The organism is Enterococcus sp. CWB-B31 (genome assembly GCF_020567645.1).
In the GTDB taxonomy this organism is placed as follows: domain Bacteria; phylum Bacillota; class Bacilli; order Lactobacillales; family Enterococcaceae; genus Enterococcus_L.
On the sequence record NZ_JAJDJW010000003.1, the window covers coordinates 1 to 21048 of the forward strand.

Annotated in this window: 16 protein-coding genes, 12 tRNA genes and 1 rRNA gene; 27 read left to right on the plus strand and 2 right to left on the minus strand. The window is 36.5% G+C overall.

The window, feature by feature from the left end:
• Positions 1-4: 4 nt before the first annotated feature.
• From rrf to LI954_RS04230, 13 genes are all read left to right on the plus strand, one after another.
• Positions 5-120, plus strand: a 5S ribosomal RNA gene (rrf, locus tag LI954_RS04170).
• A 6-nt stretch (positions 121-126) separates the two neighbouring features.
• Positions 127-200, plus strand: a tRNA-Asn gene (locus LI954_RS04175).
• A gap of 54 nt (positions 201-254) precedes the next feature.
• Positions 255-343 (plus strand) — tRNA-Ser (locus tag LI954_RS04180).
• A gap of 15 nt (positions 344-358) precedes the next feature.
• Positions 359-430 (plus strand) — tRNA-Glu (locus tag LI954_RS04185).
• A 17-nt stretch (positions 431-447) separates the two neighbouring features.
• Positions 448-520, plus strand: a tRNA-Val gene (locus LI954_RS04190).
• A 5-nt stretch (positions 521-525) separates the two neighbouring features.
• A tRNA-Asp gene (locus LI954_RS04195) sits at positions 526-598 on the plus strand.
• Between the two features lie 20 nt (positions 599-618).
• Positions 619-691, plus strand: a tRNA-Phe gene (locus LI954_RS04200).
• A gap of 4 nt (positions 692-695) precedes the next feature.
• Positions 696-776: transfer RNA gene (locus LI954_RS04205), tRNA-Tyr, on the plus strand.
• A gap of 2 nt (positions 777-778) precedes the next feature.
• Positions 779-852 (plus strand) — tRNA-Trp (locus LI954_RS04210).
• A gap of 18 nt (positions 853-870) precedes the next feature.
• Positions 871-943, plus strand: a tRNA-His gene (locus LI954_RS04215).
• A 28-nt stretch (positions 944-971) separates the two neighbouring features.
• A tRNA-Gln gene (locus LI954_RS04220) sits at positions 972-1043 on the plus strand.
• A gap of 9 nt (positions 1044-1052) precedes the next feature.
• Positions 1053-1123 (plus strand) — tRNA-Cys (locus LI954_RS04225).
• A gap of 29 nt (positions 1124-1152) precedes the next feature.
• A tRNA-Leu gene (locus tag LI954_RS04230) sits at positions 1153-1236 on the plus strand.
• Between the two features lie 163 nt (positions 1237-1399).
• Here the strand turns inward: LI954_RS04230 and LI954_RS04235 are convergent.
• The gene (locus tag LI954_RS04235) at positions 1400-2695 is read right to left on the minus strand and encodes an ISL3 family transposase (RefSeq protein WP_229443742.1); all 1296 of its coding nucleotides are present in this window, start codon (positions 2693-2695) and stop codon (positions 1400-1402) included.
• Positions 2696-3154: 459 nt separating this feature from the next.
• On the opposite strand from LI954_RS04235, the gene LI954_RS04240 reads away from it, so the two are divergent.
• The 12 genes from LI954_RS04240 to LI954_RS04295 all read left to right on the plus strand — a co-directional run bounded on the left by LI954_RS04240 (position 3155) and on the right by LI954_RS04295 (position 15850).
• A complete protein-coding gene (locus LI954_RS04240) occupies positions 3155-3745 on the plus strand; it encodes a histidine phosphatase family protein (RefSeq protein ID WP_229443744.1) in 591 nt (196 codons plus the stop codon).
• A gap of 98 nt (positions 3746-3843) precedes the next feature.
• On the plus strand, positions 3844-4266 hold the full coding sequence (locus LI954_RS04245; protein ID WP_229442786.1) for a MerR family transcriptional regulator: 423 nt from the start codon (positions 3844-3846) through the stop codon (positions 4264-4266).
• Between the two features lie 42 nt (positions 4267-4308).
• Entirely contained in the window at positions 4309-5157 is an 849-nt protein-coding gene (locus LI954_RS04250) for an aldo/keto reductase (RefSeq protein WP_229443746.1), read from the plus strand.
• A gap of 245 nt (positions 5158-5402) precedes the next feature.
• Positions 5403-6083, plus strand: coding sequence for a flavodoxin (locus LI954_RS04255; RefSeq protein ID WP_229443748.1), 681 nt, complete (start codon positions 5403-5405; stop codon positions 6081-6083).
• 43 nt (positions 6084-6126) lie between these two features.
• The gene (locus tag LI954_RS04260) at positions 6127-6393 is read left to right on the plus strand and encodes a hypothetical protein (protein WP_229443750.1); all 267 of its coding nucleotides are present in this window, start codon (positions 6127-6129) and stop codon (positions 6391-6393) included.
• Between the two features lie 1149 nt (positions 6394-7542).
• The gene (locus tag LI954_RS04265; RefSeq protein WP_229442791.1) at positions 7543-7728 is read left to right on the plus strand and encodes a hypothetical protein; all 186 of its coding nucleotides are present in this window, start codon (positions 7543-7545) and stop codon (positions 7726-7728) included.
• 489 nt (positions 7729-8217) lie between these two features.
• Positions 8218-9546 carry a 6-phospho-alpha-glucosidase gene (locus LI954_RS04270; protein ID WP_229443752.1) on the plus strand — a complete coding sequence of 443 codons (1329 nt, stop codon included), beginning with the start codon at positions 8218-8220 and terminating at the stop codon, positions 9544-9546.
• 19 nt (positions 9547-9565) lie between these two features.
• Positions 9566-10312 carry a carbohydrate deacetylase gene (locus tag LI954_RS04275; RefSeq protein ID WP_229443754.1) on the plus strand — a complete coding sequence of 249 codons (747 nt, stop codon included), beginning with the start codon at positions 9566-9568 and terminating at the stop codon, positions 10310-10312.
• Positions 10313-10381: 69 nt separating this feature from the next.
• Positions 10382-11947 (plus strand): PTS transporter subunit EIIC, encoded by a 1566-nt coding sequence (locus tag LI954_RS04280; RefSeq protein WP_229442794.1) that lies wholly within the window; start codon positions 10382-10384, stop codon positions 11945-11947.
• Positions 11948-12706: 759 nt separating this feature from the next.
• Positions 12707-13774, plus strand: a complete 1068-nt coding sequence (gene uxuA / locus LI954_RS04285; RefSeq protein WP_229443755.1) for a mannonate dehydratase — start codon at positions 12707-12709, stop codon at positions 13772-13774.
• 27 nt (positions 13775-13801) lie between these two features.
• The gene (locus LI954_RS04290; protein WP_229443757.1) at positions 13802-14824 is read left to right on the plus strand and encodes a zinc-binding alcohol dehydrogenase family protein; all 1023 of its coding nucleotides are present in this window, start codon (positions 13802-13804) and stop codon (positions 14822-14824) included.
• 255 nt (positions 14825-15079) lie between these two features.
• Positions 15080-15850 (plus strand): MurR/RpiR family transcriptional regulator, encoded by a 771-nt coding sequence (locus LI954_RS04295; protein ID WP_202068546.1) that lies wholly within the window; start codon positions 15080-15082, stop codon positions 15848-15850.
• Positions 15851-16103: 253 nt separating this feature from the next.
• Here LI954_RS04295 and LI954_RS04300 read toward each other — a convergent pair whose 3' ends face one another.
• On the minus strand, positions 16104-17258 hold the full coding sequence (locus LI954_RS04300) for an ROK family transcriptional regulator (protein ID WP_267491427.1): 1155 nt from the start codon (positions 17256-17258) through the stop codon (positions 16104-16106).
• Between the two features lie 285 nt (positions 17259-17543).
• On the opposite strand from LI954_RS04300, the gene xylA reads away from it, so the two are divergent.
• Together xylA and LI954_RS04310 are read left to right on the plus strand one after the other, a co-directional pair.
• The gene (xylA, locus tag LI954_RS04305) at positions 17544-18851 is read left to right on the plus strand and encodes a xylose isomerase (RefSeq protein ID WP_202068550.1); all 1308 of its coding nucleotides are present in this window, start codon (positions 17544-17546) and stop codon (positions 18849-18851) included.
• Positions 18852-19340: 489 nt separating this feature from the next.
• Complete coding sequence (locus LI954_RS04310) at positions 19341-20849, plus strand: sugar ABC transporter ATP-binding protein (RefSeq protein ID WP_202068551.1); 1509 nt, start codon at positions 19341-19343, stop codon at positions 20847-20849.
• Positions 20850-21048: the final 199 nt, after the last annotated feature.

Genomic DNA, 21048 nt, shown 5'->3' on the forward strand with positions numbered 1-21048 from the left:
CCAGTGTGGTGGCGATAGCGAGAAGGATACACCTGTTCCCATGCCGAACACAGAAGTTAAGCTTCTTAGCGCCGATTGTAGTGAAGGGTTTCCCTTTGTGAGAGTAGGACGCCGCCGCGCGATGATTCCGGCATAGCTCAGTTGGTAGTAGCGCATGACTGTTAATCATGATGTCGTAGGTTCGAGTCCTACTGCCGGAGTTCCTATTTAGGATGTATTATTATAGAGTAAAGCAAAGTGCTTCTTTTAACTCAGGAGAGTTGTCCGAGAGGCCGAAGGAGCATGATTGGAAATCATGTAGGCGGTGAACACTGTCTCAAGGGTTCGAATCCCTTACTCTCCGTTTTTATTTTTTAATGGCCCGTTGGTCAAGTGGTTAAGACACCGCCCTTTCACGGCGGTAACACGGGTTCGAATCCCGTACGGGTCATATTGGAATTTTTTCTTGGAGGTTTAGCTCAGCTGGGAGAGCACCTGCCTTACAAGCAGGGGGTCAGCGGTTCGATCCCGTTAACCTCCATCTCCGGTTCCGTGGTGTAGGGGTTAACATGCCTGCCTGTCACGCAGGAGATCGCGGGTTCGATTCCCGTCGGAACCGTAGTTTTTAAATTTATACTTGGCGCGGTAGCTCAGTTGGTAGAGCAACGGATTGAAGCTCCGTGTGTCGGCAGTTCGATTCTGTCTCGCGCCATTATGGAGGAATAGCGAAGTGGCTAAACGCGACGGACTGTAAATCCGTTCCTTAGGGTTCAGTGGTTCGAATCCACTTTCCTCCATTAGGGGCATAGTTTAAAGGTAGAACAGCGGTCTCCAAAACCGTTAGTGTGGGTTCAATTCCTGCTGCCCCTGCCATTTTTGATAAGTTTTATGGCGATTGTGGCGAAGTGGTTAACGCACCGGATTGTGGCTCCGGCATTCGCGGGTTCGATTCCCGTCATTCGCCCTTACCTTTTAAATAGGGTTAAGGTATTTGGGGTATAGCCAAGCGGTAAGGCAACGGACTTTGACTCCGTCACTCGTTGGTTCGAATCCAGCTACCCCAGTTTAATTATGGCGGTATAGCCAAGTGGTAAGGCAGAGGTCTGCAAAACCTTCATCACCGGTTCAAATCCGGTTACCGCCTTGCAATAATTAATAATGATTTTATTTCATGCCGGCGTGGCGGAATTGGCAGACGCGCTGGACTCAAAATCCAGTGCCCGCGAGGGCGTGCCGGTTCGACCCCGGCCGCCGGTATTAGAGATGTATCAACGCTTTGAGCGATTGCTACATCTCTTTTTTGTTTACTAAAAAAACAGGCTCATTGTCAACTAGTGTTGGTGAAAGAAATACAAGAGAATAAAGCCAAGCAGTTAGGTGGGCACCTACCTAGCTGCTTGTTTTTCATGCATGGATTCTGTTAATGAGGGTTCTTTTTAACTTCTTTGAAATACGTTCCTCTACAAAGGAAAATCCTTTCTCTAAAATTATTGAAATTATGAAAGCCATAAGATATCCGCTTCAATACTTTACTATGATTATTTAAGCATTCCAACGGTCCATTAGAATAAGGCACACGCAGGGCTCGTTTGATCTCCTGTTTGTACTTTCTAAAGGTAGTCAGGGGGGTGTGATAGACTTCCGGAAGGTCCTTCTTGTTCTTCCTTAGCAACTGGCAAAAGAGAGCGACATCCCGATGCTTAATGGCAGATAAGAAGGATTGATACAGCTGATAACTTGCATTCAGCTCTTCATCATACCCAAGCAGGCGATCGACAAACTCTGATTCTGTCAGATAGGCTCTGAATGAAGGATGCCATCTTGACTTCGTATAATCGAGAGACCATGCATCTTTTTGAAGAAGTCTCCAATACCGCTTCAGCTGTTTATATTGGAACTGATCCGGGCGAAACTGTTTCATACGCTGTATTCTGTGTTTTAAAAAAGTCCGAGCAATATGCTGGGCAATATGAAAACGGTCAGCGACAATATGGGCATGAGGAAAACACTCCTTTACAAGCGTTCGATAAGGTGTATAGAAATCTGTGACAACTAAGCGAACCTTCGCTCTTTCCTCTATGGAATACCGAGAAAAATAGGTTCGTAGAGAAGAGAGTTGCCGATTGGGGGCAATATCCAGCAGTTGGTGTGACTGACCATCCATCATGACAAAACTCATGGCAGCAGAAACGTTTTTGACGGATTTAAATTCGTCAAAACAAAGGACTTCAGGCAGAGAACGGGTTGGACAAACGGCCGGAGAACGAAAGCTGTGCATGACACGTAAAACAGTGGTAGGCGAAACATGCGTCATTTGAGCGATAGCAGTCAGGGAAAACGGCTGAGTCAGGAGCTGGAGAATGCCAAGCTTCACTCTACGTGCAATGGAACAATGGCGGTCACTGACAGAGTCAACGGCTAAAAAAGTACGTTGACAGTGTTTACAGAAAAAGCGTTGCTTCTTGATAGAAAGAATGGTTTTATAATTACTGACATCATTGAGTAGGACAGAGACTCGTTTCCAGCCCCACTTAATAATGGAGTGCTGATTGGTTTGTTGGCAATGGAGACACTCCTGAGGGATATAAGTTAAGCAGGCGTTGAAGCGAAAGCAGAGCTGTTCCTTCACTTTCACTTTTTGAAAATAATTCTCTTCAAAAGTTAGGTTAAGGTCTAGAATATCTAAGAATTCTTTGATATGATTTGACTGAGACATCTTGAAACACTCCTTTGAATTGGTTTTTGTCGACTTTAATTCTACTGGATTTCAAGATGTCTTTCCTGTTTTTTTTTCAAAATGAAAAAAGTGTCAGTGACAATCACGCCACCAACACTAGATATTATAGAGCCGTTTTTGGATGATTTATAATGAGTCTGTTGTTTTTGCCACATGTGAGTGTTTTACTAACTTCTGAAGGTAAATCTACGGATATAACACTAGCTGTAAAAATTATAGAAACAGCTATAATTCCCCAGTTGCTTTTGAGGCCGCTCGTTCTTGTCATTGAAGCATGCACGTTAATATTTTCTATCTTTGTACATCAGTTATAAACGATTTTTTATTATAAATTACAATAAATGGAATAAAACCACTTAAAAATGAAAAAATGAGTTGCTATGAAGTTCACTCCATGGTTTATGATAAGTTTAAGGTATAGGAGGGACGATGTAACTAATGAAAACATTATATTTAATGAGGCACGGACAGACTATTTTTAATCAGCAGAAAAAGATTCAAGGGTGGTCTGATTCTCCACTGACTGAGTTTGGGAGAAAACAGGCAATTATTTCAGGTCAGTATTTTTCTAAGAATAATATAGTATTTGATGGCGTATATTCTTCTACATCAGAACGAGCAAGTGATACGTTAGAGCTTGTTACAAAAACAGATTATAGTAGAGTAAAAGGGCTGAAGGAATGGAATTTTGGTAGTTTAGAAGCTGAGCATGAATATTTAAATCCGCCATTACCGTATAAAGATTTTTTTGTGGCTTTTGGAGGAGAAGAGGAAGCACAATTTCAGGAAAGAGTTTCAGAAACCATTTTTGAGTTGATGAAGGCAGAGCAGGGAGAATGTATATTGATGGTTTCCCATGGAGCTGCTTGTAGACAATTCATGAGAAAATGGGCTCATACAAGTGATATAGATCAAAAGAAACCACTGGGTAATTGTTGTATCTTGAAATTTGAGTTTGCTGAGGATCAATTTCGATTACTGGAAATAATCAATCATGATTTTTCAGTAATTACTGAAAGTTCATCTTAAAATAATATTTTTCGAAAAAGGGTACCCTGTGCTCTTATTAGTCTATATGAACATAAAGAAAATTGATCAGCAAAAATAAATAGGGAGGAGATGACAAGATGAATAGTAAACAAGCGGCAGAAATGTTTGATCTGACTGTTGATACATTACGTTACTATGAACGAGTTGGTGTGATTCCGCCCGTTGAACGAGATAAGAATGGCTACAGAATTTATACGAAAAGAGACTTAAACTGGATATTCTTAGTGAAAAGCTTAAGAAATGCTGGTTTATCAATCGAATCTTTAATTGAGTTTGCAACGTTAGCTCAAATGGAAGGTGAAAAAAGATTAGCACAAAAACAAATTCTTAAGGATCAATTAAAGGAACTCGATCAGAAAATCAAAGAAATGAATCAAGTTCGTAATTTATTACAGTATAAAATTGATACGTATGATGAACATATTGCACAATTTAAAGCAGGAAAATTCTCTGATGATGAGATAGAAGAGCTCTGGAATATAGATCATTTGAAAAAATAGCAGGTAGATAGACTATTAGAAAATAATTAGGGGGAAAGAGTTATGCAAAATGTGAAACTAAACAATGGTGTTGAAATCCCAATTCTTGGATTTGGGACGTTCCAGATTTCAGATGCTGATACTGAACAAGCTGTATATGATGCGATACAGGCTGGCTACCGCCATATCGATACAGCTCAATCCTATCAGAATGAGGCGGGGGTTGGCAGAGGTGTAATCAAGTCAGGTGTTCCTCGTGAAGAACTGTTTATAACAACTAAAATTTGGGTAGAAAATGTTTCTTATGAGGGAGTCAAAGCTTCATTCCAACGATCGTTAGAACGTTTAAAAATGGCTTATGTTGATTTGCTTTTACTGCATCAACCATATAATGATGTTTATGGTGCTTGGCGAGCAATGGAAGAGCTGCAAAAAGAAGGTAAAATTAGAGCAATCGGGATATCTAATTTTACTGTTGATAGAGCAATCGATTTAGCAGAATTTAATGAAGTAGTTCCACAAGTGAATCAGATTGAAATCAATCCGTTCCAACAGCAATCCCATAATATCGAAGCCCTACTTGAGGAAGGGATTATTCCAGAAGCTTGGGCACCTTTTGCGGAAGGGAAAAAAGATATTTTTTCAAATTCTATACTAACAAAAATTGGTGAGAAATATGAGAAATCAACTGCTCAAGTGATTCTTCGTTGGTTAGTTGAACAGAACATCGTTGTACTAGCTAAATCAGTTAAACCAGAAAGAATGGCTCAAAATCTAGATATATTTGATTTTGGATTAACTGAGGAAGATCGAACTGAGATTAAGAAATTGAACGAAGGGGAAAGCCAATTCTTTTCACATGCAGATCCACAAATGATTAAATGGATGGCAAGCCGTAAAATGAATGTTTAATAATCAATAAATTTTAAAGCAGCATACCGTCAAGAATAAATGGATCTATACAGACGGCATGCTGCTTTAAGTCTAATAACACTTGCTATAGTTTGAGCTCATAATTCTTAGAAGGAATATTTAATATCAAACAAAGTGCTTGTTGTACAGGTGCTTCAAGGAAGCTAGCTCTATAGTTTATGATAGTTTAAAAGAAGAATGATTGACGAGTTATAACGTCAAAATCAATTGAAAGAAGGTTTATTGTGAAAAAGCTAACAGTTTCTACACTACTAATATTAGTTACATTAGTCATAAGTGGTTGTAAATCAGATCAAGCCAGCACGCCTAGAGAACCATTGGAATCAACAGTAAGTCAAAATGAACGCAGTAAAAGCAACTCTCTAGTTGTCTATTTTACTGTTCCGGAAGCTAGCGGTACAGATACCGTGGCAGGAGCCAGCCGTGTGGTGAATGACGGTGAAGTATTGGGAAATACACAACAAATTGCTCAATGGATTAGTGAAGCGACAAATAGTGATATCTTTGAAGTAATTACGGAAGAAGCATACCCTGCAGATCATGATGAGTTAGTCGACCAAGCAGAAGATGAACTTGAAAATAATGTTCGACCAACAGTTTCTTCACAGATTGAGAATTTGAGTAATTATGACACCATATTTATAGGCTATCCTATTTGGTGGTCAGATCTACCGAAACCAATGTATTCTTTTTTTGATGAAGTAGATTTCTCTGGTAAAAAAATTATTCCTTTCTCAACTCATGGCGGCAGTGGTTTTTCCCGGACAATTACTACAATTACTGATTTAGAGCCGGATGCACAAGTTAAGTTGAATGAAGGACTAACTATATCCCGAAATGATATCGCTGACTCGCAAGAAACGGTGATTGACTGGTTAAACAGTTTGGAGCTTTCAAACGAATGAGCTACTTGGAGATGATTTGTAGGGAAAGGTGACTTAGTCAGGTATGGGAAAAAGGCTAAAAATCATGCTGCTGTCAATTAGTTTAAGAACGTATAGTCATATTGTTATCCACAATAATTGGATTCCTTTGAAATATACTAAAGCAAAACCGACCATTTCATTGTCAGCAGGAGGTATTTATTATCAAAAAGATGTGGGTATATTCCTATTAGTAGAAGGTGTTCTGAAAACAAAAATTAAAGATAATGAAAATCTGGTTGTTTTTTTGATCTGGGAACTATTGATAAGCCCAAATTTTATTCTATTTTAAAAAATGAGAAGTATTTAAATACTATGTTGGATTTTAGCTACCTATTAGTGAATAAAGTTGGAAATAAGGTGAGACTCGTAGATACAAGATTTTTCCATAGTAGAAAGTTAGTTAGCAGAATTGCCAGTCTCACTGTTGCAGGAATAGCTAGCGGGATGGTATGCGAACCGACAATTCGATGAATTTACAAAATTCATTCAGTAATAAGAGTGAACTATCGCAGGCAGCATCTCGGAAATAAGCGGAATACTCTCAAAAATATAAAAAGCTCCAGGACCTTCACCTAGTAGGTAACAGGACTCCATCTACTCTGCTAAAGCAATCCTAGTGACTGTCAACTCTCGTATGTTTCATACGTAGAAGTTGATGTGATCGAAGCGCAGCGGAGTGTATCCATTCGCAGCTATTCACTTCATGAATAGTGTTCCATGACAATAAGAAGGAATTCATGAAATTGACAAGAAAGCTTGCAGGCACTAAAAGCTTTGTATGCAGGAGCTTTGGAATATCATTTATTTAGTTTTAAGGGGATGTGACGTATTTTTGTCACATCCTCTTTGATTTTTGATAATAGAATACAAAATCTATCAGTAAGGGCAATGCTAAGTATTAAAAATTATTTTCAGGTAGTGATAAGCGAAGCGATCTTAAAGGGTCAGTTTTTTCGGGATTCCTATAAAGACTGTGGCTCATTCAAAATGCTTTGATTTTTGGAAAGGTTTGCTTATTGGTTGGGAAAATTATAATTAAGAGCAGTGAGATCAAGCTTTTGATAAGCAATTGGCAGTTTTTATTACAATATTCTCTGCTGAGAAAGACATAGAATTACAGCATCAATAGGAAAAGGTCATTGATAAAATAATAGGTTGAGTCTTTATAAAGCAACAGATATTTGGGAATATGGGTTTAAAGTTGTTGATGTCTTTTATTCAAAAAATGGAGGTAGTTCTATAAAATATCTTCAATTTTATTTGTACCAACAGTTTGTAAGCGGAACTATTTTTGGGAAGATAGAATGTTAATAGAATGGAAAAAATTCCAAAAAATGGAATAGTGTATTTTTTCTTTTGACTTATACTTAGGTAAAGAAGGTTACAAAAGAATGCCCTTTAATAATAAGAGACCGCTTACATTGCTTGCTCCTTATGCATGAGAATAAAAGCTATTGGAAGAGGTAACGATTCAGTATTTGTCACTGGAATGATAGAAGAAGAGTTTGCTGCAGCCCAAACAGATGGAGAAATTTTTATGATTGTCTCTGGAAAGAGTACAAGTCTCTACCAAACAAAATATGCTCTTGGTATTGAAGCTAATGGTCTGACCAAATTGCAATAAAAGATAGTCTATAAATGATGTTTATAGAAAATTTTAAGCTGTTTTTATAATTTTCACAGATAGTTTGACTACAGTTAGGGATGAAATCGGCGTTCTTTGCCGAGTTGCTCCCATATAGGCAGGCTGTATATAGAAACCTAGTTTAGTTTTAATTCGGTCAATATACCACTCAGGTGCAGAAATTTTACTTCATATCTTAGACTGGACACAGTTGATTTGTATGGAGAACCTTTTGATGTATGGCTGATGTAGGTCAAGGATTTGAAGCGGGCACTAAAATTATCTAAATGACTGTATCAAAAGTAGTCGGATCAAACAAACACCTCAATAAGCTGGTTTTAGTAATCAGGCAAGATCAATTCAAAAAGCTTCTATTCTGTGAAAAAGACATAGTTAATGCATTGGAAGTCATTGCTCAGCTTTTCTTGAAATAAGGTATGATGAACTGAGCAAAAAATTTTAAGAAATTGAATAAAGGTGGTTAATAGAATGGCACAACAAAAAAAAGAATCACTAATAATTACGATTGCTGGTGGAGGCAGCGGATACACACCAGGATTGATTTTGACAATGATTAAGCAAAAAGAACAATTCGATATATCAGAAATTCGTCTCTATGATATTGATGAAGTACGAAATAATGATATGGGAATCATCATTAAATTCTTATTGATGAAACACAAAAGCAGCATTCATCTTACCATTACCCATAATCCGCAAGAAGCCTTTGAAGGGGCTGATTTCATTTTTTCTCAAATTCGAGCGGGCGGCATTGAAATGCGTGAACAGGATGAAAAAGTTCCGTTAAAGTATGGGGTGACAGGTCAGGAAACTTGCGGCTTAGGTGGTTTTTCTTATGGGATGCGTTCAATGAAGAGCTTTTTGAACATGGTTGAATCAATTCAAACATATGCACAAAATGCTTGGATTTTAAATTATACTAATCCTGAATCGATTATAGCAGAATCTGTTCGGCGTCGGTTTCCAGATATTAAAATTATTAATGCTTGTGATATGACGATTGGAATAGAAGAATTGATTGCCAACTCGTTTGGTTATGATCGTAAACAATGGATGCCGGATTACTACGGATTAAACCATTTTGGCTGGTATAAAAGCATTTATGATGCTTCTAGAAATGAAGATATTATGCCTGAAATTTTGAATAAAATTAAAGAAAAAGGATTTGTGCTGGAAGGACTGGAATCAAGCTGGGCAGAAGCTTATAAGCTAATGGAAATGATGATTAACTATTTCCCGGAACAAATTCCAAATAACTACCTGGAATACTATTTGTTCCCCAATAAAGTAGTCGAAAAAACAGATCCTAATTATACAAGAGCAAACCGTATTATGGACACTAAGCTAAAGAAAATTAAGGATACCGTTGCGCAAATTCAAAATAATCCAGATTTAGAAGCAATTGATTATGAAACAAGTGTGCATGGTGAATATATTGTAGATATGGCTTTAGCTATTTTAAATAATAAGCATGATCGATTTATGTTGATTGTTCCAAACAAAGGTGCTATTCCTAATTTACGCCAAGATGCAGTGGTTGAGGTTCCTTGTTATGTAAATGCTAAAGGTGTGGAACCAGTCTCTTTACGAGAAAATATTCCAGATTTTCATAAAGGATTGATGGAAGCGCAAGTAGCCGCTGAAAAATTATTAGTGGATGCTTTTTTCGAAAATTCTTACCAAAAAGCGTTACAAGCCTTTTCATTAAATCAATCTGTTCCAAATGCTGAAGTAGCTAAAAAAGTTCTGGATGAATTTATTCAGGTAAACGGTGACCAGTGGGTAGAATTAAACTAAAGGGAAGTAGGAAGCAAATATGTCGAAAGTAATTATTAATGCTGATGATTTTGGGTATAGTCGTGGGGTGAACTTTGGAATTATTGACGCCCATCAAAAGGGAGTGCTAAGTTCAACTACAATTATGGCAAATATGCCGGGTTTTGAACATGCTGTTTGTTTAGCAAAAGATAATCCTGATTTAGGGATAGGAGTTCATTTGACTTTGACTTGTGGTTGTCCGCTGTTGAATACTGTACCCTCAATTATTACAGAAACTGGTGAATTTCACCATCTATCTTTTTATGAAAATAAGTTTGAGATTGATACGCAAGAGCTGTATATGGAATGGGAAGCTCAGATTGAAAAAGTTTTCGCTCAGGGGATTCAACCAACACATTTAGACAGTCATCATCATGTGAATTCTATTACAGGGATTACAGAAGTTTTTGTTAAATTAGCGCGAAGATATCAATTGCCTGTACGTAATAATTTTTCAGTTCCTGAGGATTTGAAAACAACGAATCGTTTTTATGCAACATTTGATCGGTTAGCTTGTGAAAAGCCGATTTGGCAGCATATGAATCGCAACAATTTATTACAGGAGTGCGAGACCTATGAGCTGGTTGAGGTGATGTGTCATCCAGGTTATATTGATGATGAATTATTGAATCGATCTAGTTTTAGTAATAACCGACCGTACATTATTAAAGAATTGATGAATGAAAAATATCCAGAGTTGTTCAAAGAGTATCATATTCAGTTGAATACCTATGCTGATATTTAAGTGGTTAGTTTTCTCTCTTTTGAAGATACCTGAAAGAGAGAAAACAAGTTTACCTAGGAGGGGAAAATCTTGAAAGAAAAAATATATAATTCGATCCAAAGTTTCTCACGTTCTATTATCCAGCCCATTATGTTCATGTCAATTTCGGGGATTTTTATCTCAATTTCAGCCATTTTGCGCTTGGAGAAAATGCCTATAGTAATTAGTGAAATCGGCAATTTTTTCTTCACTGTTATTAAAAGCGGTACCATTTCTAATTTATCAGTTATTTTCTGTGTAGGAATTGCTGCTGCAATGGCTAAAAAGAAAAAAACAGATGCAGCGATTATGGGGATTAGTGCGTTTATGATCTTCTTACAGGCCAATCATTATTGGCTAGAATTCACAAATAGCTTAGCAGAAGCTGGAGAGAAAGGTTTAGCAGGTACAGGTCAGGCAATTGTACTAGGTACACAAATTACCGATATGGGTGTTTTTTCCGGGATTGCAATTGGTTGTTTTGTTGCATGGTTTATTAATCACTTTAGTGAAGTGAAATTTCACAAATATTTGGCAGCGTATCAGGGCAGTAAATTTGCTTATATTTTACTGATTTTTGCCATAGTTATTTTTTCTACTGCAGTTACTTATGTTTGGCCGTTAATCAACTATTTAGTAACAGGATTAGTTGGTATCATTTCAAGTACTGGTTCGCTGGGGTATGGAATTTATGGCTTTGCTAACAGAATGTTGATCCCATTTGGCTTGCATCATCTGTTATGGATGCCGTTATATTATACGCCGCTTGGCGGTACAGCTGTTGTTGCCGGTGAAAGTTATTTTGGGGCAATGAATATCTGGTTAGCAGAAATTGGAAATATCAGCAGTATAACATCTATAGATCCTTCTGTTGGTTATTTAGCGAATTTTGGCTATACTGCTTTACCAATTGCGATTGCATTTGCGTTGATCAAAACAGCTCGACCGGAAAATCGTCAAAAGGTAAAAGCAATCGTTATACCAGCAGTTTTAGCTGCTGTTTTAGGTGGGATTACTGAACCAATTGAATTTATTTTTCTGTTTACTTCTCCGCTGCTATGGTTTGCGCATTCAATTATTTATGGATTAGGTTTAGTGCTAAGCAATGTCTTTGGCTTAACGATGATGGTGGAAAACTTAATTAATACGATGATGTACTTATTTGTTATACCAATGAAATTAGGGCATCAATGGTTGATTCCAATTATTTTTGTGATTTTGTTTATAATAGAGTATTTCACTTTTGTTTTCTTGATTAAAAAATTCAAAATTCCAACTTTGGGTCGGACAGATATGAGTGATGAGGAAGATAAAGCAGTTGAAATAAGTGATGCAGGGAATCTCAATGGAAAATTAGCTTATATTGTTGAAGGATTAGGTGGAAAAGAAAATATTAGCAACATTGCCAACTGTGTCTCACGTTTACGAATTGATATTATTGATGATGAAAAAATCAATGAAGCAATGTTAAAGAAGTATCCTTCTTCAGGGGTTATTCTTAAAAATAATCATGTACAGATTGTTATTGGGCGTGAAGTTCAGAATGTTCGTGACGATTTGGAAATATTTATCACTGGTTTAGGAAAGCAACACCCTAATTCACTTGGCGAGAAGTGAACTTGAAACAGAAGTATTTATTTTTTGATGGAAGATCAATGTGAGTTAATCAGTGTGACTTCGAAAAATTTAATGTTAGTAGAATTACTAGTATCAGATGTTTTTCTATTTGCTGAATAGTATCTTTTTAAAAATACTTCTGTTTAGTTATTTTTTTCAAATTAAAAATAATTGTTTGAATAATACCTATATTAGCTAGGGCAGCAGCTAAAAAAGGAAATTGATTGGAGGAGTGTTTTTGTGAATGACAGATCATTTTCTTTCAAACGAAGCCCCTGCAAAATATAGCTATTCAAATGCTTGTATATAATATAACATCCATCAAAGGATATACAGAAGGCGCCTCAATAGGTACATTTTGATGATGGAAATATTTATCGTGCTTTTTATGCAGAAATAATTCAAATAAGTCAAAAATATGAAGTGAAGAAACAAGATTCAGCTGCTAAAGGGCTATATGTACCTTTAGTAAATGCTGGTTGGTTACGTTATTTAATTGGTGTGATGACCAAGGAAAAGAATTTCAATTGAGCCCAGACCTTGTCAGCAGAATTACGAGCTCAGTCAATATCTTTAAATTAGGCGACCGCTGATTTTAATAATTGCATTCAGCTGATTCTTTCAAATATATAATTGTGTAGTGGTGATTTATATGAAGCTGAATTAGGAAAAAAATAGCACAGGAGTTAACAGGAGTGTTAGCAGAACCACAAGTAATTCATTGAATACTGAAAAAAGTATATACTTGGAGGCTAAATAATGGAAATGACTTTTCGTTGGTATGGCAGTAGTGCGGATAAAATAAAATTACAGGAAATCAAACAAATACCAGGTGTCCAGGGGATTGTTGGGACACTGTTTGAAATTCCAGCTGGTGAGATTTGGCCTAAAGCGCAAATTGCTCAGTTAAAAAAAGAAGTGAATCAAGCAGGATTAACGTTAAAAGTAATTGAGAGTGTAAATGTGCATGAAGATATCAAATTAGGTTTGCCTAGTCGAGATCAGTATATAGAGAATTATAAGCAGACGATTAGAAATTTAGCTGAATATGGTATTGAAGTAATTTGTTACAATTTCATGCCTGTATTTGACTGGATTAAAACAGATTTAGCATATAGATTAGCTGATGGTTCCACTACAATGGCCTTTGAAAAGGTTGGAATTGAACGGAATCCACAGGAAATTATTGAAGAAGTGAAAAATTCTAGCGGCGCTTATATCTTACCTGGATGGGAGCCCGAACGCTTGGCTCACATTGAAAAATTATTGGCAGCTTATCAAGGTATTGATGAAGCAGTACTGCGTGAGCATTTAGCATATTTCTTAAAAAATATTATACCAACCTGTGAAGAAGTTGGGATTAAGATGGCCATTCATCCAGATGATCCGCCGTATTCAATTTTCAACTTACCCCGCATTGTTAAAAATCGAGAGGATCTAAATTGGATTTGTTCAATTATTGATAGTCCGGCAAATGGAATTACGTTGTGTACTGGTTCGATTGCTGAGGGTTTGGATAATGACGTATATGAAATTTTGACTGAATTTTGTCGGCGTCAGCGAATTCCTTTTGCTCATGTGCGTAATATTAAATATTTAAACCAATCTGATTTTTATGAAGCCCCACACCTTTCCAGCGAAGGCGATTTAGATATGCATCGTATATTGAAAACTATGTACGATAATGATTTCGACGGGTATATTCGGCCAGATCATGGTCGAATGATTTTTGGTGAAACAGGTCGACCAGGATATGGTCTATACGATCGTGCACTGGGAGTATCTTATTTAATGGGCTTATGGGAAGCCATTAAAAAGCAAGCATAAATTTCAAAGTAAGAAAGAAGGATGGATGTGAAAGTCGCACGATTACTAAAAAAGCATCAAATTGAATGGACAGAAGAATCATCTGATTTTAACTTGGGACCTACAGAAGTTAAAATACAGACAAAGCGTGTAGGGTTATGTGGTTCAGATTTACATTTTTATCATGGAACGAATCCGTTAGCTGTCTATCCAAGAATTATTGGTCATGAGGTAACTGGAAAAGTTGTGGAAATAGGTGAAAAAGTTAGACATTTAAAAATAGGAAGCCGAGTAGTTATTAATCCTGCTCGCTCTTGCGGGTACTGTTATGCTTGTAAAAATGGGGCACCTAATGTTTGTATGGAATTATCGGTATTTGGAATTCATGAAGATGGCGGGATGCGAGATTATTTTAAAATTGACCAGCAGCAATGCCACGAATTGCCGGACTGTTTAACCTGGGATCAAGCTGTTTTATGTGAACCATATACAATTGGTACGAATAGTACAAAACGAGCAAACATTCAAATAGGAGAAACATTACTTATCCATGGTGCAGGAACAATTGGGCTAACTTGCTTGCAGTTAGCTAAAATTCGTGGAGCAAATGTTTTAATTACAGATGTATCAAATGAAAAGTTGGCATTAGCAAAAGAAAAAGGTGCTGATTTGACTTGTAACGTAAGTGAGGAAGAGTTAGTTGATATGATTGACAGCTGGACGGCAGGAGAAGGCGTCAATCGTGTGATTGATGCAGCCTGTACAAATCAAACATTTGAACAAAGCTTGGAAGTGGTGTCAGCTATGGCAACGATTGTTTTACTTGGTTTGAGCAAACAACCGGCTCAAATTCCGCAAATGCTGATAACAAAAAAACAACTGAATATAACCGCTTCTCGTTTGCAGGCAAATTGTTTTGAGCCTGTCATTCGTTTGATGGAAACAGGCCAAATTGACACTACGCATATGATAACTCACCGTGTTTCTGTATCAGAGTTAGAAAGAGGGTTTAACCTCTTGGGGGATCCTGATGTTCAAACAGTGAAAGTTATTGTAGATTTTGAGCAGTAAGACAGGGAAGATTTTGCAAGAAAGCATAAAAGTAATACTAATTTTTAAATCTAAATTAAGAATGGATGCCATTGGACCTTTCAGATTTGCTCCAGTCATTTTGTGTTATAAAAAATCGCATTTTAAAGCTAATTTTATTTTTCTTAGTCAGCATTTAGGGGGTGTCAAATCAATAAGTTTAACCATGTCGCTCCTATGATATATAATGAGTCTAAGCTTTATTGTCTAAAAACTCTTTTTGTTAGGGGAATTTATATGCAAACACTCATTGAACGTAAATTGGTTGAAATGTACCAAAAGCTATCTGATGGAGAACGCGAGCTGTTAAACGCACTTAATGAAGAATTAGAGATAATTCCAACGTCTAGTATTCAAAAACTAGCTGAAAAAAAGTTTGTTTCAGTTACTAGCTTGCATAGAACCATAAAAAAAATTGGTTTCCAAGGGTACTCCGATTTCAAATATCAAATTGCCAATGAATTGGCACAGAGTGAAATGGAAACGAAGGAACCACTGGCTTTTAGCGAAAAACTAATTGATGAGATGGTATGTACCCTGAAAATAAATCAAGAAAAACTAGAGAAAATTGGTCAACAAATTGCACAAACTACAGATTTATATTGTTTTGGAACTGGCTGGCGCCAAAAACAAATCTTAGACAATTTTGCTAATGACCTGCTTTATTACCGAAAACAAATAAAGATGTTACGTACAGCAGAAGATCTTTTGATTTCAACACATCATATGACTAAAAAGTCATTGGTTATTATTGCTTCGATTTATGGAAAAACAGACAATTACATAGAAGCACTAAAAAATTGTAAAGCTAAAAATGTTGCAATCATTAGTATTACGTTGGATCAAGAAAACAACCTGAGTGAAGAAGCAACACACTCGCTTTTTTTTAAAGATTCTTCGGTTGGTTCTAATAACAAACATTGGAATGCACTAACACTGTCCTTCTTGGTTGAGATGCTGATTCAGTCAATTTTAAATTTTATTCCAAATACAAAATTAGAAAAATAAAACAGAAACTATAACCTTCAGAACTGTTAAGCGGCTTTAGGGGTATCAGACATACTTATGTCACACTCCCGTTCATATGTCATGTCACTAGATATTCTTATACAGGTGAAACTGACAATCCCGCTGGTTATTCTTATACTATAGAAAATCCTTATATCTGCAAGTTTCACCTTATTTGATTCTAGATACAAACACATTTATTTAGAAAAGCGTTGACAACTCGTTTCCCCAAATAGTTTTCAGCCCGTCCTAGTTAATCAGTTAATTTTATCTGTTTTACATCTAGAAAGTGTTGCAAATTTAACACAAGTCCACCTAGAAGGGTGGACTTTTCGTTTAGCAAGGTGTTTCGGACGATTACCTTATTTGAAAATCGATTTTGCAAAATTTGTTTCAATTGTTGAATCATTTCAGGAATTTCACGATAAAGGGAACTATTTAATACTATTACTTCCGGATCATAATGAGCAATCAAATTGTTGATTCCAACACTTAAATAACGGATATTTTCTTGGACAACTTGAATAGCATCAGGATCATGATTTTGATAGTATTCTCTGAGGATAATTGCGTTGACGTAGTCCATTGATTTGGCTTGTGCAAATTTTTCAAAGCAAACTTTATTTGCTGCATACATTTCAAGACAACCGTGATTCCCGCAAAGACATTTTTTTCCATTAATCATAACAATTTGATGACCAATTTCCCCCGCAAAACCATGAGATCCTACCTGTAATAATCCATTTTGAACAATTCCGGCACCAATACCGCTATGCATATTAATACTGATTAGGCTTGAAGACTCAGAAGTAAACGTATATTCTCCTAATGCGGATAGATTTGCCTCATTCTCTAAATAAACTGGGTAGTCACTCAATTCTTCAGTGATTTTTCTAAAGGGAATTCGATCTAAATTATAATGAGGAGTAAATATGATATTTCCATCATAAACGGGTCCGTGAACAGCAACAACGATACCAATAACTCCATAATATGTTTGAGGCAAGCTTTCATTAAATGATTCGATAATTTCAGAAAAATGTTTTTTTATCGTCTCTTCATTCAATGCAATAGGTTTCTTTTGCAGAATGCTGATTTCTTCTCCGTCAAGATAGCTGAGTAAAGCATTAATATAATTGTAACCAACATCAATTGAAATCGAGAGTCCCGCTTTTCCATTGTACTGTAAATTGATGGGCTTCCGACCTCCTGCATTGCTGGATACCCCAATACCTGTTTCTAACACCAAATGATCCTCAAGCAGCTTTTTTACAATGACAGAGATCGTTGCTTTTGTAAGACCAGTCATAGTTGAAAGCTCTGCTCGAGAAAGGTCCTTATTGTTCATAATGAATTCTAAGCATAATGACTCGTTTGATGTCCTTCTAGTGTAATTTGAATTCTCCATATATAAAAACACATCCTGTTAATTTATTTAATGAATATACTTAATAATAGTATATAGGAAACCCTAACCTTTTGCTAGTTTTTTTACATATAAAAGTTTGTTTGTAAAATAAACATATTAAATATTTATAAATTAAAAATATTTGAAAACTATAATTAATAAAGCTTTTTTTGTGAAAAAAAGCTTGACCATTAAAAGTGAAGCGTATACAATGTTATTAACATGTTAGTTTGTAAAAAGAACGAACTAACTATGAATTTATTATAATTTTAGGAGGAAACAATGATGAGCTATTTTCCACAAGTAGAAAAAATCAACTATGAAGGTATTAAAACAACTAATCCATTTGCTTTTAGACATTATAATCCAGAAGAAGTTGTGGCTGGTAAAACGATGAAAGAACATTTGCGTTTTGCAGTCGCCTACTGGCATACGATGACACAGGATGGCAGTGATCCGTTTGGTCTGCCAACGAATCAGCGAACATGGATTGGTTCTACTGAGATGGAGACAGCACGAAATCGAGTAGTTGCATTCTTTGAGATTTTAGAAAAATTAGGTGCAGAGTATTTTTGTTTTCATGATATAGATATTGCTCCGGAGGGAGACAGTTTAGAAGAATTCTATAATAATTTAGATGAGATTACTGATTTGATCAAAGATCAGATGGAGAGAACCGGAATCAAATTATTGTGGAACACAGCAAATATGTTCAGCCATCCAAGATATGTGAACGGAGCAGCTTCAACAAATAATGCAGATGTGTTTGCTTATGCGGCAGCACAAGTGAAAAAAGGATTGGATATTTCTAAAAAATTAAATGGTGAAAACTATGTTTTCTGGGGTGGACGTGAAGGTTACGAGACATTGTTGAATACAGATATGGCTTTTGAGCTGGACAATATTGCACGCTTATTCAAAATGGCAGTAGCTTACGGAGAGAAAATAGGGCATAAACCACAATTCCTAATTGAGCCTAAACCTAAAGAACCTAGCAAACATCAATATGATTTTGATTCAGCAACAGCATTGCAATTCATCCAAAAATATGGATTGGAGGGAGACTTCAAATTAAATCTGGAAGCGAATCATGCGACACTTGCTGGTCATACCTTTGAACATGAAATTGAAGTTGCTCGCATTAATAACGCATTAGGTTCATTGGACGCCAACCAAGGAGATGTTCTATTAGGCTGGGATACAGATGAATTTCCAACAAATGTATACGATGTGACGCTGGCAATGTATGGTGTATTAGAAAATGGCGGGATTGCACCTGGAGGCATTAATTTTGATTCAAAAGTACGTCGTTCAAGTTTTGAAATGGAAGATCTATTCTTGGCACATATTGCAGGTATGGATACTTTCGCAAGAGGGTTGAAAGCAGCTGCGAAATTGAAAGAAGACCGCTTCTTTGATGACTTGAAGGAAAAACGTTATGCGACATTCCAAAAAGGGATTGGTGCGTCAATCGTAGCGAATCAAGAAGATTTGGAAAGCTTGACAAATTATGCGTTGAAGTTAAAAGATATTAAGCTGGAATCAAGCCATATTGAATATGTGAAATCTTGCTTGAATGATTATTTAGTATAGCAGAGAAATAAATCTCTCTACAAAGAAATGAGAACAGGTTTGGGACATAAATAATTTCCAGAACAATACTATTTGGAAAATCCGAATAAGCGGTAGGAATAGAAGTAAGATGGTGCGTGTACCTACTTAGTGTTTAAAGCTGAGTGCTTCTGTCCCAACTGCGTTCTAGACACAAATAAACAATAGACGGAAGTAACTTGAAGCAGCCCAATCATTTACACATTTACTTTTTGGATGGGCTGCTTATTTTTAAAGAGGTGTATTTCCGGCTCGTTGCACGGTGAATGTTTTGAACATAAAAGATTGTCTAATTTGCTAGTTGTGGAGAGTGTGGTTTTTCTGTAAAATAAGAAATTCTGTTTTGAAAAGTTTTAATGCCGGTTCGTAACTTGTTCTTGAAGTTTTTTTTGACAAAGTTTTTCCTAAGACTGGTAGTATCTCTTGTTAGGAAGAGTAGACTTGTTTTTTAGTAAACAGAAGGAGGGTTCCATGGAAAATGAACTTTTATTTTCAATGACAGGTATTGAAAAAAGTTTTGGTCCTGTTCATGTTTTGAAAAAGGCAAAGCTGGAAGTTCGAAAAGGGGAGATTCATGCCTTTATGGGTGAAAATGGTGCTGGTAAATCCACTTTGATGAATATTTTAGCTGGTCTAATTGATAAAGATGCTGGAAAAATCATTTTTGAAGGAAAAGAAATTTCCAAGATGACGCCGGAGCTGGCAACAGAACTGGGAATCGGCTTTGTGCATCAAGAGTTAAATTTGGCAGAAGATTTGTCAGTGGCAGAAAATGTTTTTATTGGTCGTTTACCTTATAAGAATCAGTTTTTAGGAATCGTTGATTTTAAGAAGCTGCATGAAGAGACAGAGTACTGGTTAAATCTTGTAGGTGCAAAGGTAAGTCCTGATGCACATGTGGGGTCCCTTTCAACTGCGAATAAGCAATTGATCGAAATTGCAAAGGCATTAAGTTTAAATGCAAAGGTTATTATTTTCGATGAACCAACAACTGCTTTATCTGATAAAGATGTAGAAGTCTTGTTCATTATTATTCGACGGCTAAAAGAAAAAGGGTTTTCAAGCATTTATATCTCTCACAGAATGAAGGAAATTTTTGAGTTAGGTGAGCGAATCACAATTATGCGCGATGGTGAATATATTGCGACAGAAGAAGTCAGTCGATTATCTGAAGATCAGATTATTTCTATGCTGGTAGGTCGTGAAATCAAAGATCTATATCCGAAACAAGCAACTGAAATTGGCGCCCCATATTTGCAGGTTTGTCATTTGTACGATCGTTTTGGTCATGTAAAGGATGTCAGCTTTGAGGCTCGTCGCGGCGAGGTTCTGGGATTTTCAGGCTTAGTTGGCAGCGGTCGTACAGAGACAATGCGTTTAATTTTTGGTGCAGACCGAATGAAATCCGGTCAAATAAAAATAGGAGATCATACTGTATCTATCAAATCTCCAGAAGATGCAATTCGTAATGGTATAGGATTACTGACAGAAGATCGCAAACATCAAGGCTTGTTATTGGGACTGTCTATTAAGGATAATATCACGATGACTCATTTAGATCATTTTGTGCTGAATCATCAAGAATTGAAAGAGACCGCAAATCATTTTGTGAAAGAGGTAAACATCAAAATCAGTGATATTGAAAATCCTGTTTCCAGCCTTTCTGGCGGAAATCAACAAAAAGTAGTATTAGCAAAATGGCTAAATACAGATAATCAAGTGTATATTTTCGATGAACCGACTAAAGGAATTGATGTAGGGGCAAAATCGGAAATTTATTCAATTATCAATCAGTTGGCATTGCAGGGAAAAACAATTTTGATTGTTTCTTCTGAGATTCCTGAGCTTTTGGGAATTTGTGACCGTATTCATGTTTTTCATGAGGGCAGGATTACAGGAGAGCTGGATGTTTCGGCTTACTCAGATAAGAAAGATGAAGCACAGGAATTGATCATGAAGTATGCAACACTTGGTCAATGATGTTGAAGATTTGTTGGCAGTCCTTTGTAAGACTGTGTTTTGTAAAGAAGGCAATTCAAAATAATTTATGGAAAACTGACCGATTAAATAACTGATGCACTTGATAAAGAGCGTCCATCATTGCGTATTCCAGCGATAAAAAGGGCAGCAAAAAAGCGTGTCAGAACAACTATTACAGCTCAATACTGTTTATTGTAAA

What these genes read in the sequence shown, in the direction of transcription:
- LI954_RS04235 (WP_229443742.1), bottom strand. Translation starts at nt 2,695, where the DNA reads ATGTCTCAGTCAAATCATATCAAAGAATTCTTAGATATTCTAGACCTT.
- LI954_RS04240 (WP_229443744.1), top strand. Translation starts at nt 3,155, where the DNA reads ATGAAAACATTATATTTAATGAGGCACGGACAGACTATTTTTAATCAG.
- LI954_RS04245 (WP_229442786.1), top strand. Translation starts at nt 3,844, where the DNA reads ATGAATAGTAAACAAGCGGCAGAAATGTTTGATCTGACTGTTGATACA.
- LI954_RS04250 (WP_229443746.1), top strand. Translation starts at nt 4,309, where the DNA reads ATGCAAAATGTGAAACTAAACAATGGTGTTGAAATCCCAATTCTTGGA.
- LI954_RS04260 (WP_229443750.1), top strand. Translation starts at nt 6,127, where the DNA reads ATGGGAAAAAGGCTAAAAATCATGCTGCTGTCAATTAGTTTAAGAACG.
- LI954_RS04265 (WP_229442791.1), top strand. Translation starts at nt 7,543, where the DNA reads ATGAGAATAAAAGCTATTGGAAGAGGTAACGATTCAGTATTTGTCACT.
- LI954_RS04270 (WP_229443752.1), top strand. Translation starts at nt 8,218, where the DNA reads ATGGCACAACAAAAAAAAGAATCACTAATAATTACGATTGCTGGTGGA.
- LI954_RS04275 (WP_229443754.1), top strand. Translation starts at nt 9,566, where the DNA reads ATGTCGAAAGTAATTATTAATGCTGATGATTTTGGGTATAGTCGTGGG.
- uxuA (WP_229443755.1), top strand. Translation starts at nt 12,707, where the DNA reads ATGGAAATGACTTTTCGTTGGTATGGCAGTAGTGCGGATAAAATAAAA.
- LI954_RS04295 (WP_202068546.1), top strand. Translation starts at nt 15,080, where the DNA reads ATGCAAACACTCATTGAACGTAAATTGGTTGAAATGTACCAAAAGCTA.
- LI954_RS04300 (WP_267491427.1), bottom strand. Translation starts at nt 17,258, where the DNA reads ATGGAGAATTCAAATTACACTAGAAGGACATCAAACGAGTCATTATGC.
- xylA (WP_202068550.1), top strand. Translation starts at nt 17,544, where the DNA reads ATGAGCTATTTTCCACAAGTAGAAAAAATCAACTATGAAGGTATTAAA.
- LI954_RS04310 (WP_202068551.1), top strand. Translation starts at nt 19,341, where the DNA reads ATGGAAAATGAACTTTTATTTTCAATGACAGGTATTGAAAAAAGTTTT.